This window comes from Brevibacterium sp. 'Marine', from assembly GCF_012844365.1.
Classification (GTDB): domain Bacteria; phylum Actinomycetota; class Actinomycetes; order Actinomycetales; family Brevibacteriaceae; genus Brevibacterium.
The window spans coordinates 975,470-990,709 of the sequence record NZ_CP051626.1 but is presented as its reverse complement, the minus strand read 5'-3'; the positions used below and the strand labels follow the sequence as shown (position 1 = coordinate 990,709).

At 65.5% G+C, this 15,240-nt stretch carries 12 protein-coding genes; 4 read left to right on the top strand and 8 right to left on the bottom strand.

Translation table 11 applies throughout. The features are described from left to right. Positions 1-2 precede the first annotated feature (2 nt). Positions 3-1,613: a PrsW family intramembrane metalloprotease gene (locus HF684_RS04260; protein WP_211168065.1), complete on the bottom strand. Its 1,611-nt coding sequence runs from the start codon at positions 1,611-1,613 to the stop codon at positions 3-5. 389 nt (positions 1,614-2,002) lie between these two features. Between HF684_RS04260 and HF684_RS04255 the strand changes: the two genes are divergently transcribed. Further along, positions 2,003-4,018 (top strand): Ig-like domain-containing protein, encoded by a 2,016-nt coding sequence (locus tag HF684_RS04255; RefSeq protein ID WP_169251492.1) that lies wholly within the window; start codon positions 2,003-2,005, stop codon positions 4,016-4,018. Positions 4,019-4,027: 9 nt separating this feature from the next. On the opposite strand, the gene HF684_RS04250 is transcribed toward HF684_RS04255, so the two are convergent. Next, the gene (locus HF684_RS04250) at positions 4,028-4,753 is read right to left on the bottom strand and encodes a MerR family transcriptional regulator (protein WP_248279107.1); all 726 of its coding nucleotides are present in this window, start codon (positions 4,751-4,753) and stop codon (positions 4,028-4,030) included. A gap of 47 nt (positions 4,754-4,800) precedes the next feature. Here HF684_RS04250 and HF684_RS04245 point away from each other — a divergent pair, with 47 nt between their 5' ends. After that, positions 4,801-5,280, top strand: a complete 480-nt coding sequence (locus tag HF684_RS04245) for a DUF6194 family protein (protein WP_169251490.1) — start codon at positions 4,801-4,803, stop codon at positions 5,278-5,280. A 19-nt stretch (positions 5,281-5,299) separates the two neighbouring features. Here the strand turns inward: HF684_RS04245 and HF684_RS04240 are convergent, their stop codons facing one another. Genes HF684_RS04240 through HF684_RS04215 form a run of 6 tightly spaced genes read right to left on the bottom strand, consistent with a single transcriptional unit; the run spans position 5,300 to position 11,725 of the window. Further along, complete coding sequence (locus tag HF684_RS04240) at positions 5,300-6,088, bottom strand: HpcH/HpaI aldolase/citrate lyase family protein (protein WP_169251489.1); 789 nt, start codon at positions 6,086-6,088, stop codon at positions 5,300-5,302. Next, on the bottom strand, positions 6,073-6,858 hold the full coding sequence (locus HF684_RS04235; RefSeq protein WP_169251488.1) for a fumarylacetoacetate hydrolase family protein: 786 nt from the start codon (positions 6,856-6,858) through the stop codon (positions 6,073-6,075). Before HF684_RS04235 ends, HF684_RS04240 begins: the two co-directional genes overlap by 16 nt. An 11-nt stretch (positions 6,859-6,869) precedes the next feature. Then, positions 6,870-8,006, bottom strand: a complete 1,137-nt coding sequence (gene hpaD / locus HF684_RS04230) for a 3,4-dihydroxyphenylacetate 2,3-dioxygenase (protein WP_169251487.1) — start codon at positions 8,004-8,006, stop codon at positions 6,870-6,872. Between the two features lie 7 nt (positions 8,007-8,013). Continuing rightward, complete coding sequence (locus tag HF684_RS04225) at positions 8,014-9,519, bottom strand: aldehyde dehydrogenase (RefSeq protein ID WP_169251486.1); 1,506 nt, start codon at positions 9,517-9,519, stop codon at positions 8,014-8,016. Then, on the bottom strand, positions 9,516-10,253 hold the full coding sequence (locus HF684_RS04220) for a GntR family transcriptional regulator (protein ID WP_169251485.1): 738 nt from the start codon (positions 10,251-10,253) through the stop codon (positions 9,516-9,518). Before HF684_RS04220 ends, HF684_RS04225 begins: the two co-directional genes overlap by 4 nt. Further along, a complete protein-coding gene (locus HF684_RS04215; RefSeq protein WP_169251484.1) occupies positions 10,235-11,725 on the bottom strand; it encodes a fumarylacetoacetate hydrolase family protein in 1,491 nt (496 codons plus the stop codon). Before HF684_RS04215 ends, HF684_RS04220 begins: the two co-directional genes overlap by 19 nt. A gap of 129 nt (positions 11,726-11,854) precedes the next feature. Between HF684_RS04215 and HF684_RS04210 the strand changes: the two genes are divergently transcribed. Both HF684_RS04210 and HF684_RS04205 read left to right on the top strand, forming a co-directional pair. Further along, positions 11,855-13,258, top strand: coding sequence for an MFS transporter (locus HF684_RS04210; RefSeq protein WP_248279106.1), 1,404 nt, complete (start codon positions 11,855-11,857; stop codon positions 13,256-13,258). A gap of 45 nt (positions 13,259-13,303) precedes the next feature. Further along, positions 13,304-15,238 (top strand): FAD-binding monooxygenase, encoded by a 1,935-nt coding sequence (locus HF684_RS04205; RefSeq protein WP_169251482.1) that lies wholly within the window; start codon positions 13,304-13,306, stop codon positions 15,236-15,238. Positions 15,239-15,240: the final 2 nt, after the last annotated feature.

The following is a 15,240-nucleotide window of genomic DNA, read 5'->3' as shown; positions in this document are numbered from 1 at the left end:
ACTTACCGCACAGTCTGTCTGGAGGCCGCGAGCAGTCGTTCGCGGGCGTCGGAGAACTGTTTGAGTTCGGCTCGTTCGATCTTGCGTTCCTGTTCTCCACCGATACCCGCGAGCACACGCATCCGCGTCGTCGACAGTTTGCCGGAGGTGCGGATCATGGTCTTCATCTCCTCCTTGCCGCCGGGGAACGACTTCGCCCAGTCGCGGCCGTTCTTCCGACCCTTCCAGGTGCCGAGCATGTCGACCTCGGCGTGGGTGAGCCAACCGGAGTTCGCATAGTCGCCGAGCATGTTCTGGGTGTGCATTCGCTCGCTGCGGCGCAGAATGAGTCCCAGCGTCACCCAGGCGGCGGAGAGAATGGCGCTGAGCACGACGAGGCCGATGATCTGCGGGAGCATTCCGCCCATCACGTTGCGGGTCGCTTGCCCGAACGCACCGAGGAGAGTCATCGAGGCGTTCCAGAAGCCGTGCAGGACCATGCCGAGTGCGAGCCCGGGCAGCCACATGAGGATGAGCGACCACCACGGCCATTTGCGGGCGGCGAGGCCGATCGACACACCGGCGCAGGTCGAAAACGCAGTGTGCAGCAGCGGTGAGCCGAGGCAGCGCATGGCGAATGTCACTGCCAGTCCCGGAAGTTCGCCGTCGTTCCACGATTGGCCGAGGTAGAGGATGTTCTCGGTGAAGGCGAATCCGGCACCGATGAGCGAACCGTAGACGAGCCCGTCGAGGGGGCCTTCGAAGTGGCGACGGGCGGCGAGGACGATGACGAGCAAGAGAACGGTCTTGGTCGATTCCTCGAGGATCGGAGCCTGAATGACTGCACCGATGACGTCGGGCACCCCATTGATGCCGACCATATAGAGCGCGATGTCACCGACGAGTGAGAAGCCGAGGGTGAGGATGACCGAGGCGACGGCTCCCCAGAGCAGACAGATACCGAGGAGGAGCTTCGGCTGCGGTTTCCATCGATCGAGCCAGAGCACATACGCGATGATTGCCAGAAGCGGGATCGCCGCGAGTCCGATGAGACCGAAGAGGCGGACACCGAAGCTCAGTCCGCCGAGCAGAGCGAGAAGACCGAGCCCACCGACAAGAGCGACGAGAACGAGGATCGCGGCGACGAGGCGGACGATGTTTCCGGTCGAATCGGGTTCGGTCTCCGGTTGTGCCTTTCGCACGGCACCGGTCCAGGGAGTATCGGTGACGACCTGTTGAGGTGCCTGCATTCCTGCACGGATCCGCATCTCCTGAGTCACCGTCGGCGCAAACCGCGGCTGAGCATAGACGCGAGCCTGCGCAGGCGGGGGCGCATACATCACCGGCTGACCGGGCATCGGCTGCCCCTGAGGCGGCATCGGGTGGCCGGGAACCGGCTGCATCTGAGGCTGGCCCTGCATCTGAGGCTGGCCCTGCGGCAGCTGGGGTCCGCCGGGCGCCTGCTGCGGAGTCGGCTGCTGCGACCCCTGAGGCCGCGGCCGGAACCGATCATGATTCTGCGGCTGGCCCTGAGGCGGCACCTGTCCCTGTGCCGGGGGAACATTCGGGTTCGGTGGGCCCTGCACCTGGGGCGGCTGCGGTCTCTGCGAACCGGGACCGTTCTGTGCCGACATAGATCGTCCTTCTGCAATGGGGGAAATTCCGCTCACCTCAGTCTAGAGTCCAAGCCCTCAGCGAACGGCCCCGTCATGTATCTGTCCAGCAACACTTCAGCCGACTGCCACGTTCTGCTGACGGCTCCCCGAGCCCCACTCAACCATTTTCGGGTGTGGATGGTTGCGAACTCTTCGACTCCACCTCGGCGCATTCGATCATCGTCCGACTGCCGACGTCGCCCACCTCACGCGCCCGACGTCGCCATTCTTGCCTGCACCACTCCCCTCCCCCTCGCCTCCGACAGGTCGCCCACTCGCACGTCACATCCTGTGGATTCTCGAAGCGGTATCCACAGCCTCTCGGACGGCCCTAGTCCGACACGGGGCTCTCCGTGTCGAATCGGCCTATGACTACTCTCAGACTTGCGTCGCTGCGCACCGCATTGCTCCTCACCGTCCTCACAGTCGCGTCCCTCATCGGGCTGGGACCGGCCATGGCCGCGGGACCACCGGTCAGCCTCGGCGAGGTTCCTGTGCTCACCGCTCCCAACGCCTACGGACCCGGTATCTGGCACGATGCCAAACAGGGCAAGACCTGGTACGGCTCCTACCGGACCTTCCCGGACACCTCCGCCTACTGCATCGATGCGGGAAAGAAATCCCCGCTGCCGAAGTACTTCAAGGGCGCGAAGGCCGACACGGTCACCTCGGCTCGCACCGCGTGGGCACTGCACGAATACGCCGACTCGCAGTCGAAGGATGTGCAGGCGGCGCTGAGCGCGATGGCCCGCCTCGACAAGGCGCTCCCCCATGATCACAAGGTGCCGCCGGCGAAGCCCGCCGACTTGGGCAAGAAGTTCACCGGTGCCGCGAAGAAGCACTCGACGATCCTCGCCGAGGCGAAGAAGTTCGCCGGCCCCTACACCCTCGACATCAGCCTCAAGCCGGTCATGCGCATGCCCGTGCTCGAGCCCTATGCCGCCCCGGAGTCCGCCCCTTCTCCTGACTCCTGGGCGTCCGATTCGCCTGCCAGCAGCAAGGACAGCGCCAAGGATGGCCCCGGCAAAGGCGCGGTCCTCGGCACCCCCACCGATGAGGCGACGCTGACGGTCTCCCTGCTCAGCGCTTCCGGGGCACAAGTCCCCGACGTCCCCGTCACGCTCACGACCGCCGGCGCCGAGAAGGCCCCGAAAACCATGACCACGGGGAAGGAGCCTGTGACTACGACACTGCAGGCGAGCGCACCGGGCACTCTGTCCGTGACCGCGAAGGCGAAGGTCGCCCCGCAGACTGTGCGCGTGTTCGAACCGACGTCCGGCACGCGAGTGCAGCGAGTCATCACCCCGGACACGCCCGATTCCGTCACGGACAAGGCGTCATTGGAGCTGAGTTCCCAGCCGAAGGTGACCACTGAGATCTCCGATCAGACACCGACACCGGGAGAGCCAGTCACCGACGACTTCACCGTCTCCGGCCTCATCGGCGACCACACCGTCACGGTCGTTCACACTCTGTGGCAGACCGCGACGGCACCGACGCACGGCACGAAGAACGATGACGCTCGCGAAATCGGGTCCGTGACGTCGAAGAATGTCGGCAACGGCACCCATACCTCCGGCGAGGTCACCGTACCGACTGACTTCCACGGCTGGCTGTACTTCACCGAGACGATCGCCGGGGACAAGGCGACGAAGGAGTGGAAGGGTGTCCACGGCCAACCCCGTGAGACAGGGTTCGTCCCGTGGACCCCGACAGCCGACACCGAGGCGGTGCTCGAGGGCACATCGACTCACGACGAGGTGGCCGTGACGGGTCTGCGGCCGGGTTCCGAAGCCGTCCTCACCATCACCGCCTACCATGTGGAGACCGAACCCGAGCAGTCGAAGAAGACCGACGGCACGGAGCTGTCCGTGCAGGACTTCACCGTCATCGCCGACGAGAAGGGCCACGTCGAGATCGACACGGAGCCGATCGATATGCCGATCGGTTGGGTCACCTATGTGACCGCGATCGAGGGCAGCGACGTCAATAGGGCGTGGACAAGCGATTGGGGTGTTCCCGCCGAGACCGTGCACCGTCCGCCCGAGGAGAAGCCGTCGACTCCCCCGGCACCGGAAGAGCCGAGCACTCCGCCGGAGGAGCCAAGCACCCCTCCGGCTCCCCCGGAACAGCCGGAGCAGCCGAGCACTCCCCCGTCTCCTCCCGAACAACCCGAGGCTCCTCAGGCCCCGGAAAAGCCCGAGTCTCCACCGGTCGAACCGGTCGCGGAAACTCCCACGGCGCCCGCGGCCCCGGCACCATCCGGTGAGCTGCCCCGCACGGGCACGACTGGCACCGGCATGCTCATCGGCCTGGGCATCGTCTTCGTCGGACTCGGCTCAACGATCCTGCTGATCTGCGGCAGCCGCCGCGAGAAGGACTGAGAATTGAGCTCAGGGGTGTTCTCCGCCGATCGTCCCGGCGAGAACACCCCCAGCCCGCAAGACTGCCGCCCCACGCAGCGCCAGATCGTCCAGTCTGTCGTCGAGTGCGGCGAGCATCGAGCTCGTGTCACCGAGCTCTCGCATCATTGCCAAGGCTTCGCGGATTTCGTGAATGCCGTACCCTCCGGACCGCAGCGCGGCAGTGCTCCTCGCATCTCTGATCGCTGCGAATCGGTAGAGACGCGCAGTTCGAGCCCCGGATCCCACCCGGTGCGGGGTAACCAGTCCCTCCGATTCCCAATATCGCAACGTGGATGCACGCACGCCCACCGCCTCAGCAAGTTCGGTGATCGTCATCGATTCGTGGGTCGTCTCGCCCCCAGGCTCGCCGGCAGTTTCAGCTTCGGACCGGATCGAGAACAGCATCGAGCGTGCTGCAACGACCTGCCGACGATGCTCGTCCACTTCAGTCACTTTGCCGGTGAGAAGGGCGATCGCCTCACCGGGATCGAGCCGCGGAAGTTCGGTCATCACCGATCGGGCAGCAACAGGGCCGACGGCGAAAGCAAGATCACGGTATGCGGACAATGCACTGACATGCACGTCTGAGTACCGCCGGTAGCCGTTGACCTCCCGTGCGGCCGCGGGAATGACACCGCGGGATTCGAGCTGACGGACCTGCTGTACCGAGTACCCGCTGATCGAAGCCACGTCCGAAGTGCGCAGAGTGATCACTTCCCTAGAGAAACCCGACATAGGCACTTCAAGTGCACACTTGAATCATGAGTATGCACGAGATCATCGACCGAGTCCACAGTCTCGACGGACTGCTCCACATCGCTCCTGAGGCCGGCGGCCCGTACCCAGAGTTGACCTGGGGAGACCACTTCTTCTATTTCGCTCCCGACGGAGAAGTGCCTGCGAACACTCAGCCTTTCGCCACCATCACCACCAAGGACTACCCCGATGACACAGCCTCCGAGCTCTCGGCTCCCGATCGGTGGAGGCTCAATCTCCACATCGGGCGTGCCCGGTACTCCGCACTCTTCGGCGAACCTGACCCCGATGTCGACGCGAACGCGGACATCCTGGGTCAGCAGTCCGTCACAGACGCAGTCCACCCCCACCCGCTGTATCGCAGGCAGGGGTGGGTAGCCGTCGTGAATCCGGGATCACGCACAGGGAAGCAGGTCGACGAACTCCTCATCGCCGCCCACGACGATGCTCGGCATCGCTGGAAGCGAGCTCATCGCCAGGGGTAGGGCCGCCGCGGCGGGATCCTCAGTCCTGCACCCAAGTGTCGGCCCAGGCTCGGGCGCCGTTCATCATCAGGCCGACATCGGCACCGACGAGAACGAAGGACGCTCCGGCTTCCAGGTACTTCCGTGCCTGCTCGGGATCGAAGGCGTTGACGCCGACAGGTTTGCCGGCAGCCTTCACTGCCTCGAAGGTCCTGGCCACCGCGTCGGTGACGTCCGGGTGGGTCTGCTGGCCGAGCAGCCCCATCGACGCGGCCAGGTCCGAGGGACCGACGAAGATCTGGTCGATTCCGTCGACCGCGGCGATCTCGGCGGCATTGTCGACCGCAGTCGCCGATTCGATCTGTACCGTCAGGGACACGAATTCCTCGGCGCGCCCCAGGTACCCGTCCACGGCGTTCCACCGGGAGGCCCTGGCCAGGGCCGAACCGACCCCGCGCACACCCTTCGGCGGATAATGGACGGCCGCCACGGCCGCCTCGGCGTCGGATTTCGTATCGACCATCGGCACGAGCAGGTTCTGCGCTCCGAGGTCGAGGTACTGCTTGATGAGCACCGTGTCGTTGACCGGCACCCGGACGACGGGGGTGGCCGGGTAGCCGTTCATCGCGCGCAGCAGACTCGTCGTGGTCTCGAGTCCGATCGGGGAATGCTCGGCGTCGATGAGCACCCACTGCATTCCCGAGGCCGCGGCGATCTCGGCGGCCACGGGCGAACCCGAGCACACCCACATTCCGGCCAGGTACTGACCGCCGCCGAGTCCGGCCACACGGTCGGTGAAGGTCTGCGGAAGCTCTACTCGAAACGGCATGTGATGACTCCCAGCTCTCCGTAGTCGGCGTGGACCGAGTCGCCGGGATGGACCCACATAGGGCGGGTGAACGATCCGGCGAGCACGGTCTCTCCTGCCCGCAGCACGTCTCCGTGTTCGGCGAGTTTGTTCGCCAACCACACGATTCCGCGCGCCGGATGGTCGAGGACGGCGGCGGCGACTCCGGAGTCCTCGATCGTCTCATTGCGATAGAGCAGAGCGTTCACCCGACGCAGGTCGACGGCATCGACGGCGACCGGCCGACCACCGAGGACCATCGCCCCCAGCGCCGCATTGTCGGAGATGGTGTCGACGATCGTGCGACCCTCCATCTCGATGCGCGAGGACAGGACCTCGAGTGCGGGGACGACGTACTCAGTGGCGCGGAGGACGTCGAAGAGACTGACATCGGGTCCGCGGAGCTCATCACGCAGCACGAAGGCGAGTTCGACCTCGATGCGCACCCCGGAGTACTGGGAATGATCGATCACGGAACCGGTGGCATAGACCTGGTCGGCGAAGATCGCTCCGTAGTCGGGTTCGGTGATGCCGGTGGCCTGCTGCATCGGCTTCGAGGTCAGTCCGATCTTATGACCATAGAGCCGACGGCCGGCAGCCTCCCCGCGACGGCGCCATTCGTTCTGCACCGCATAGGAGTCTTCGACTGTCATATCCGGATACTTCGCGGTGAGCAGACCGATCTTCTTTCCTGTCCGCTCCGCAGCCGCGAGATCGTCGGCGATGGCCGCGATCGTTGCCTCATCGAGCATGTGGATTCCTTTCAGAGCTGGTTGCCCAGCTTGCCCTCGTTTTCATCCGCGCGGGTGTAGGAGAACCCGTCGGCACCGATCGTCACGGCCATCTCCGAATCGTCCGTGCGGGCGTGCACGGGCTGCGGGTTGCCGTCGAGATCGAGGACGAGTGAGGCATCCGTGTACCAAGACGGCACAACAGGGTTGCCCCACCAATCGCGGCGCTGATTGTCGTGGACGTCCCAGGTGATGACCGGATTGTCCGGGTCGCCGGTGTAGTAGTCCTGCGTGTAGACCTCGACGCGGTGTCCGTCGGGGTCGCGCAGGTAGAGGTAGAACGCGTTCGAGACGCCGTGGCGGCCGGGCCCGCGTTCGATCGAGTCGGACCGGCGGAGGGCACCGAGTTTGTCGCAGATGGAGAGGATGTTGTGCTTCTCATGCGTGGCGAAGCAGACATGGTGCATGCGCGGTCCGTCTCCGCCGGTCATCGCCGTGTCATGGACGGTGGACTTGCGGCGCATCCACGCGGCGTAGACCGTGCCCTCTTCGTCCTGGATGTCCTCCGTGACACGGAACCCGAGATCCTGCATGTACTTCACCGCCCGCGGCACGTCCGGGGTGACCTGATTGAAGTGGTCGAGGCGGACGAGTTCGCCGGGGATGTGCAGGTCGTAGCGCCACGACATGCGTTCGACATGATCGGATTGGTAGAAGAACTCGTACGGGAAGCCGAGCGGGTCGACCACCCGCACGGAGTCGCCCACGCCCTTGACGAAGCCGTCGGCGCTGCGGCGGACATCGCAGCCGAGTTCGGTGTAGAAGGCCACGGCCTTGTCGAGCTCTTCCGGGCTGCGCACCCGGTAGGAGAACGCAGCCACGGCAGCGACCTCGCCCTTGCGCAGGACCAGGTTGTGGTGGATGAACTCCTCCGTCGAGCGCAGGTAGAGCGTGTTCTCGTCCTCTTCGGTGACATAGAGTCCGAGCACGTCGACGTAGAACTCCCGCGACACGGCCAGATCGGTGACGACGAGTTCCATATAGGCGCAGCGGAGGATGTCGGGCGGGCTCGCCTGCGGCGTGGCGATGGGATTGTCGGTGGAGATGCCCGTCTCCTGGCTGACGAAATAGCCGGCGGAGGTCCGAGTCATATCAGTGCGTTTGGTCATGGCTGCTTCACTGCTTTCCGAAGACGGGGTTGTGGACCTCGCCGAGGTTGATGTGCACGGACTGCTGTTCCGTGTAGAAGTCGATCGACCGGTAGCCGCCTTCGTGGCCGAGCCCCGAGGCCTTGACGCCGCCGAAGGGGGTGCGCAGGTCGCGGACGTTGTTCGAGTTCAGCCACACCATTCCCGATTCGACGGCCTGGGAGAAGTTGTGGGCGCGCTTGAGATCCGAGGTCCAGATATAGGCGGCCAGACCGTACTTCGTGTTGTTCGCCAACTCCAGGGCCTCCTCGTCGGAGGAGAACGGGGTGATGGCGACGACGGGCCCGAAGATCTCCTCCTGGAAGATCCGCGCGTCGGGCTTCACGTCGGCGAACACGGTCGGCTGGACGAAGTTTCCGGTCTCGAAGCCCTCGGGGCGTCCGCCGCCGGCGACGAGGCGGGCCTCGGACTTGCCGATCTCGACGTAGGACATGACCTTCTCATGGTGCTCGGGGTGGACGAGCGCAGCCACCTCGGTGTCGGGATCCGAGGGCAGACCGACCTTCACACGCTTGGCCTGGGCGGCGTAGCGCTCGACGAACTCGTCGTAGATCGATTCCTCGACGAGGATGCGCGAACCGGCGGTGCAGCGCTCCCCGTTGAGGGAGAAGACGCCGAAGATCGTGGCGTTGACGGCAGCCTCGATGTCCGCGTCGGCGAAGACGACAGCCGGGGACTTGCCGCCGAGCTCCATCGACAGGCCCTTGAGCCAGGGGGCGGCATTGGCGAAGATCGTCTGGCCGGTGCTCGATTCGCCGGTGAAGGAGATGAGCGGAACGTCGGGGTGCTTGACGAGCGAATCGCCGGCGAAACCTTCCTCACCGAAGCCGTTGACCATGTTGAACACACCGGTGGGCAGTCCTGCCTCTTCGAAGATGCCCGGCCACAGGGAGGCCGAGAGCGGGGTGAACTCGGCGGGTTTGAGCACGACGGTGTTGCCGGTCGCGATCGCCGGTCCCAGCTTCCAGGACTCGAGCATGAACGGCGTGTTCCACGGAGTGATGAGCCCGGCCACGCCGATCGGCTTGCGGTTGACGTAGTTCGCCTGGCGGCCGGGGACCTTGAAGGCGTCATCGACCTGAGCGACGATGAGGTCGGCGAAGAAGCGGAAGTTCTCCGCCGCGCGCGCCGCCTGCCCCTTGGCCTGGGTGATCGGCAGTCCGGAGTCGAAGGACTCCATGGCGGCGAGTTCGTCCTTGCGGGATTCGACGATATCGGCGATCTTGTTGAGGATGCGGGCGCGCTCGCGCGGGAGCATCGTCGGCCACGGGCCCTCGTCGAAGGCCGTCTTCGCCGCGGCGACGGCGGCTTCGATATCGGCCTTCTTGCCCGAGGCCGCCGTAATGTAGGGCTCGTTCGTCACCGGGTTGAGGACGTCGAATTCGTCTCCGTCGATGGAGTCGACGAACTCGCCGCCGATGTAGTGGCGGATCTTCTCCGGCATTGCGGCCGGCAGGGTGGTGGACTGTGTCATGAGTTGTCCTTTCGTGAATCTGTCTGCAGATCCGTGGTCGGGGCTGTGGTCGTCTGGGAGTTCTGGAAGCTGTGCAGCGTGGCCGAGCGGTGCTCGCGCACGGCCCGTTCGACCTCCTGCGCCGAGGCGCGAGCTCGGATGAGGGCGACGATGCGGGAGTGTTCCTCCACCGACTCGAGCGCCCGTTCGGGGACGAAGGAGAACGTCGAATCCCGCAGGTGGTTGAGTCGGTCCCATTCGAGTTCGACGAGGGTGCACAGCCGCTCGTTCGGGCAGCGCCGGTAGAGCGTCTCGTGGAATTCGTGGTTGAGTCGGGTGAACTCGGCCGGTTCGAATTCGTCGAGCAGCGCCCGCATCCGATCGTTGATCTGCTCCGCGGCATCGAGATCATCGGCACCGAGGTGGCCCTGAGCTTGGGCGACGGCCGCGGCCTCGAGAATCGCGACCGCTTCCATCGACTGGGTATAGGAGCCCTGGTCGACCATGGCCACGCGGGCCCCGACGTTGCGCTCGAAGGTCACGAGCCCGTCGGCCTCCAACCGACGGATGGCCTCGCGCACCGGCACCACGGAGGTGTCGAGTTCGAGGGCGATCTGCGCGAGCACAAGTTTGTGCCCGGGCTGGTAGGTCTGGTCGGCGACGCGCTCGCGGATCCACCGGTAAGCGGTCTCGGCCTTGCTCAGGGACGGGGCCGCGGTCGCTGCCTGTTCGGTCTTCACCGTGAGGCCTTCCATTCGTCGAATTTCGCCTTCCATTCGCCCTTGGGCGGGAAGAGCTCTTCGATCGGGTTGCCGGCGGCGACCTGTTCGGCCACCCAACCGTCCTCGACCTCCTTGGCCAGTGCCGCGTCGACGACTTCTTCGACGAGGCCACGGGGGATGACGATGGCTCCATCGTCGTCGGCGACGATGACATCGCCGGGTAGGACGGTGGCGTTTCCGCAGGCCACGGCCACGTCCGATTCCCACGGCACGTGCTTGCGACCTAGCACGGCAGGGTTCTTCGCGGTGGAGAACACGGGCAGGATCTCGGCCACCTCGGCGGAGTCGCGGACTCCCCCGTCGGTGACGACGCCGGCGGCGCCGAGAGATTTCGCACGCAGGGCGAGGATGTCGCCGAGGGTGCCCGAACCGGATTCGCCGCGGGCTTCGATGACGACGACCTCGCCGGGGCGGATCGAGTCGAACGCCTGCTTCTGGGCGTTGAAACCGCCGCCGTGGGACTTGAACAGGTCTTCGCGGTTGGGTACGAAGCGCAGGGTCTTCGCGGTGCCGACGATCTTCGCGCCCGGTTTCAGCGGGGCCACACCTTCGATGACGACATTGTTGAGTCCGCGCGACCGCAGCTGAGCCGACAGGCCCGCGGTCGGAGCCTCGGTGAGTTTGGCGACGAGGTCGGCGTCGAGTGCCGTCGCGGCAGTGCCATCGGCGTCGCCCTCCGGGGCAAGTCCGGCGGCAACACGCGAGCCCCAGGCGTCGACGGTGAGTGCCTCGTTCACCGCGGGGAGGCTGCCGAGATTCTCGTCGAAGTCGCCGGGCCCGTCGACGACCGTGGTGGTCAATCGTCCGGAGCTCAGCTCTTCGCCGTTCGCCGAGGCGGCCGTGACCTCGACCTCGACCGTGTCACCGGGGGCGACGACCGAGGATCCGGCCGGGGTGCCGGTGAGGATGACGTCACCGGGCTCGAGGGTGAGATGCTGGCTGAGGTCCGCGACGATCCGCGGGAGGGTGAAGATGAGCTGGTCGGCTCGCGTGCCGTCATCCTGGACGACCTCGCCGTTGACCCAGGTGCGCAGGCGCAGGGAGTCGGGGGCCGCCTCGGCGGCGGGAATGAGTTCGGGACCCAGCGGGGTGTAGCCGTCGCGGCTCTTCGAGCGCACGTTCGACCCCTTGTCCGGGGTCTTCATGTCGTAGAGGCCGAAGTCGTTCGAGGCGGTCACGCCGGCCACATACGACCAGGCGTCGGCCTCGGTGACATTGCGGGCAGACGTGCCGATGACGACGGCGATCTCACCTTCGAAGGCGAGCAGCGAGGTGCCTGCCGGGCGCTTGATGGACTGGCCGGAGGCGGCGACGGAGCTGGCCGCCTTGAGGAAGTAGGACGGCTGGGCGGGGCGTTTTCCTCGTTGCGCCGCACGGGACTCATAGGCCACATGAACGGCAATGATCTTGCCCGGGCGGGCGGGAACACCTGCTGGAGTCGACATCGATCTCACACCTCATTTCGATTGGCTTCACCACAGATCGTATATGATACGGTTCCGGAGAACAAGTAATCCAGGCCACAGAGAATGTGGCCGGGATGCACTGCAGACGCACGACAGGACACAGGAGTCATGGCAGCACAGAAGCACACTCAGACCCGGGTGGCGTTCGCGACGATCGTCGGCACGAGCATCGAGTGGTACGACTACTTCCTCTACGCGGCGGCCTCGGGGCTGATCTTCAACCAGCTCTTCTTCGGCCCGCTCGGATCGACGCTGTCGACCATGGTCGCCTTCGCGACGGTCGGGATCAGCTTCCTCTTCCGCCCCTTGGGCGCATTCCTCGCCGGACATTTCGGCGACAAGCTCGGCCGCCGGGTGGTCCTCATCATCACGCTCATCGCCATGGGCGCCGCAACTGCGCTCATCGGCTTCCTGCCGACCTACGAATCCGCGGGCGTGCTCGCCCCGATCCTGCTCATCGCCCTGCGCATCATCCAAGGCATCTCAGCCGGCGGAGAATGGGGCGGAGCCGTTCTGCTCGCCGTCGAGCACGCAGATGAGAAGTCACGCGGACTGCGCGGTTCCTTCCCGCAGATCGGCGTGTCCATCGGCCTTCTGCTGTCCTCGGGCGTACTCGCCCTGATGACGTCGATCGCCCCGGGCGATGCCTTCCTCGAATGGGGCTGGCGGGTGCCGTTCTTCCTCTCCATCGTGCTCGTCTTCATCGGCTACTGGATCCGCCGCGGAGTCGAGGAATCCCCCGTGTTCCACGAGATCGCCGAACGCAAGGAGCAGGTGACGAACCCGCTGGGCACGCTCATCAAGAGCCACTGGCTGCTCGTCGTCCTCGCCTCGCTCGTCTTCATGGGCAACAACGCCGCCGGATACATGACCACCGGCGGATACATCCAGAACTACGCCACGGACCCGGCCGGCCCCATCGGCCTCGGGCGCGGTCCCGTGCTCTGGGCCGTGGCCGCCTCGGCGGTGTCCTGGCTGGTGTTCACGATCATCGCGGGCGCCGTCTCGGACAGGATCGGACGCCGGAACACCTACATCCTCGGCTGGATCCTCCTGCTCGCGGGCATCTTCTCTCTGTTCCCGCTGGTCAACACCGGTTCGGTGGGCATGCTCCTGCTCGGACTCGTCGTCCTCACCATCGGCTTGGGCTTCACCTACGGTCAGCAGCCGGCGATGTACGCCGAGCTGTTCCCCTCCAGCGTCCGCTTCTCCGGGGTCTCGGTCTCCTGTGCGATCGGGTCGATCCTCGGCGGCGCCTTCGCCCCGACGATCGCGAAGGGCCTCGTGTCATCGACGGGAACGACCGCCTCGGTGGCGGTGTACCTGGGCGTCGTCGCCGTGCACGCCCTCGCCGCGACCCTGCTGCTGCGTGATCGCACCGGAATTCCGCTGGGCCCCGACCACGAGGACGAGCAGGCGGTGAGCCCGATCATCGGGATCGGGGCGCCGCAGGTGACCCGCGATGACGGTGACCGGCGCCACCCCGCCGACACCAGATCGTATATGAACTGATAGCATTCGAATATCACGACGACGTGTCACGAACCGGAGGTTGACATGCATTTCCATCAGAACGGCTACGTGTCCGCGGACCCGCGGATCGAAGAGGCCGCTGGGTACGGAATCGAGCGCAGCGAGGAGCTGCCCGATGAGGTCGATGTCCTCATCGTCGGCAGCGGTCCCGCGGGAATGATCGCGGCGGCTCAGCTGTCGCAGTACCCGCACGTGAACACGCGGATGATCGAGAAGCGCGATTCCCGGCTGGTCATCGGTCAGGCCGACGGCATCCAGGCGCGTTCCGTCGAGACCTTCCAGGCGTTCGGCTTCGCCGAGGAGATCATGCGCGAGGGCTACCACATCACGGAGATGGCGTTCTGGAATCCGGATCCTGAGAACCCCGAGAACATCATCCGCACCGGTCGGCCCAAGGATGACGAGCACGGGATCAGCGAGTTCCCGCACCTCATCGTCAACCAGGCACGCGTGCTCGACTACTTCGCCCAGTTCGCCGCCCAGTCCCCCGGCAAGATCACGCCCGACTATGGGATCGAATTCGTCGACCTCACGGTCGACCAGGACGCCGCGACCGCCTCGGCGAAGGATCATCCGGTATCGGTCACCGTCCGTTACACCGCAGGCGAGCGCACCGGGGAGGAACGCACCATCCGCGCCGGCTACGTCGTCGGGTGCGACGGTGCCCGGTCGAAGGTCCGGTCGTCGATCGGTCGGACGATGTCCGGCGATCAGGCCAATCATGCCTGGGGTGTGATGGATGTGCTCGCGGATTCCGATTTCCCCGATATCCGCACCAAGTGTGCGATCTCGTCGAAGCACGGCAACATCCTCCACATCCCCCGCGAGGGCGGGCATCTGTTCCGGATGTACGTCGATCTCGGCGAGGTGCCCGAAGATGATGCGCGCAAGGTGCGGTCGACGAGCATCGACGAGATCATCCGCCGGGCGAATGCGATCATCGCGCCCTACAGCATCGACGTGAAGAACGTGGCCTGGCATTCGGTCTACGAGGTCGGGCACAGGCTCACGGACGCCTTCGACGACACCGATGAGACCGCACCCGATTCGCAGTGCCCACGCGTGTTCATCACCGGCGATGCCTGCCATACGCATTCGGCGAAGGCCGGACAGGGAATGAACGTGTCCATGCAGGACGGCTTCAACATCGCGTGGAAGCTCGGGCAGGTCATCTCGGGCCGGTCGTCGACGGAGCTGCTGCGCACCTACTCCGCCGAACGGCAGGTGGCGGCGAAGAATCTCATCGAGTTCGACAAGGAATGGTCGACGCTCATGGCGACTCCGCAGGAGGAGCTGCCGGACAAGACCTACCTCGAGGACTTCTACGTCAAGACCGCGGAGTTCCCAGCCGGGTTCATGACCGAGTACACGGAGTCGATGATCACGACGCCGACGACGCATCAGGAGCTCGCGGTCGGATTCCCGATCGGCAAGCGGTTCAAGTCGGCTCGGGTCAAGCGCAGCTGCGATGCGAATTTCATCCACCTCGGTCACGAAGCGCGTGCCGATGGTCGCTGGAGAGTCTATGTCTTCGCCGATCGGGCCGCTCCGGTCGTCGACAGCTCCGCTGACGGCTCCGCCGGTGAGTCGAAGGTGGCGGCGCTGGCGGAGTGGCTCGCATCTGATCCGGCCTCTCCCCTGGTTGCCTTCCGCCGGGAGGGCGAGGATCCCGATGCCCTCGTTGAGCTCAGCGTCATCTACCAGCAGGAACACAAGGAGTTCGCGTTTCCCGATGTGCCGCAGGTCTTCCGTCCGCACGTGGGCGCCTACGACCTCGAATACGTGGAGAAGATCTACGCGACCCTGCCCGACGAGGACATCTTCGAGGCCCGCGAGATCAGCCGCGACGGCGCCGTCGTCGTGGTCCGCCCCGACCAGTACGTCTCCGGCATCTTCCCGTTGGACGCACATGCCGAGATCGGCGACTACTTCGCAGGAGTCTTCGAACCCGTGAAGTGATG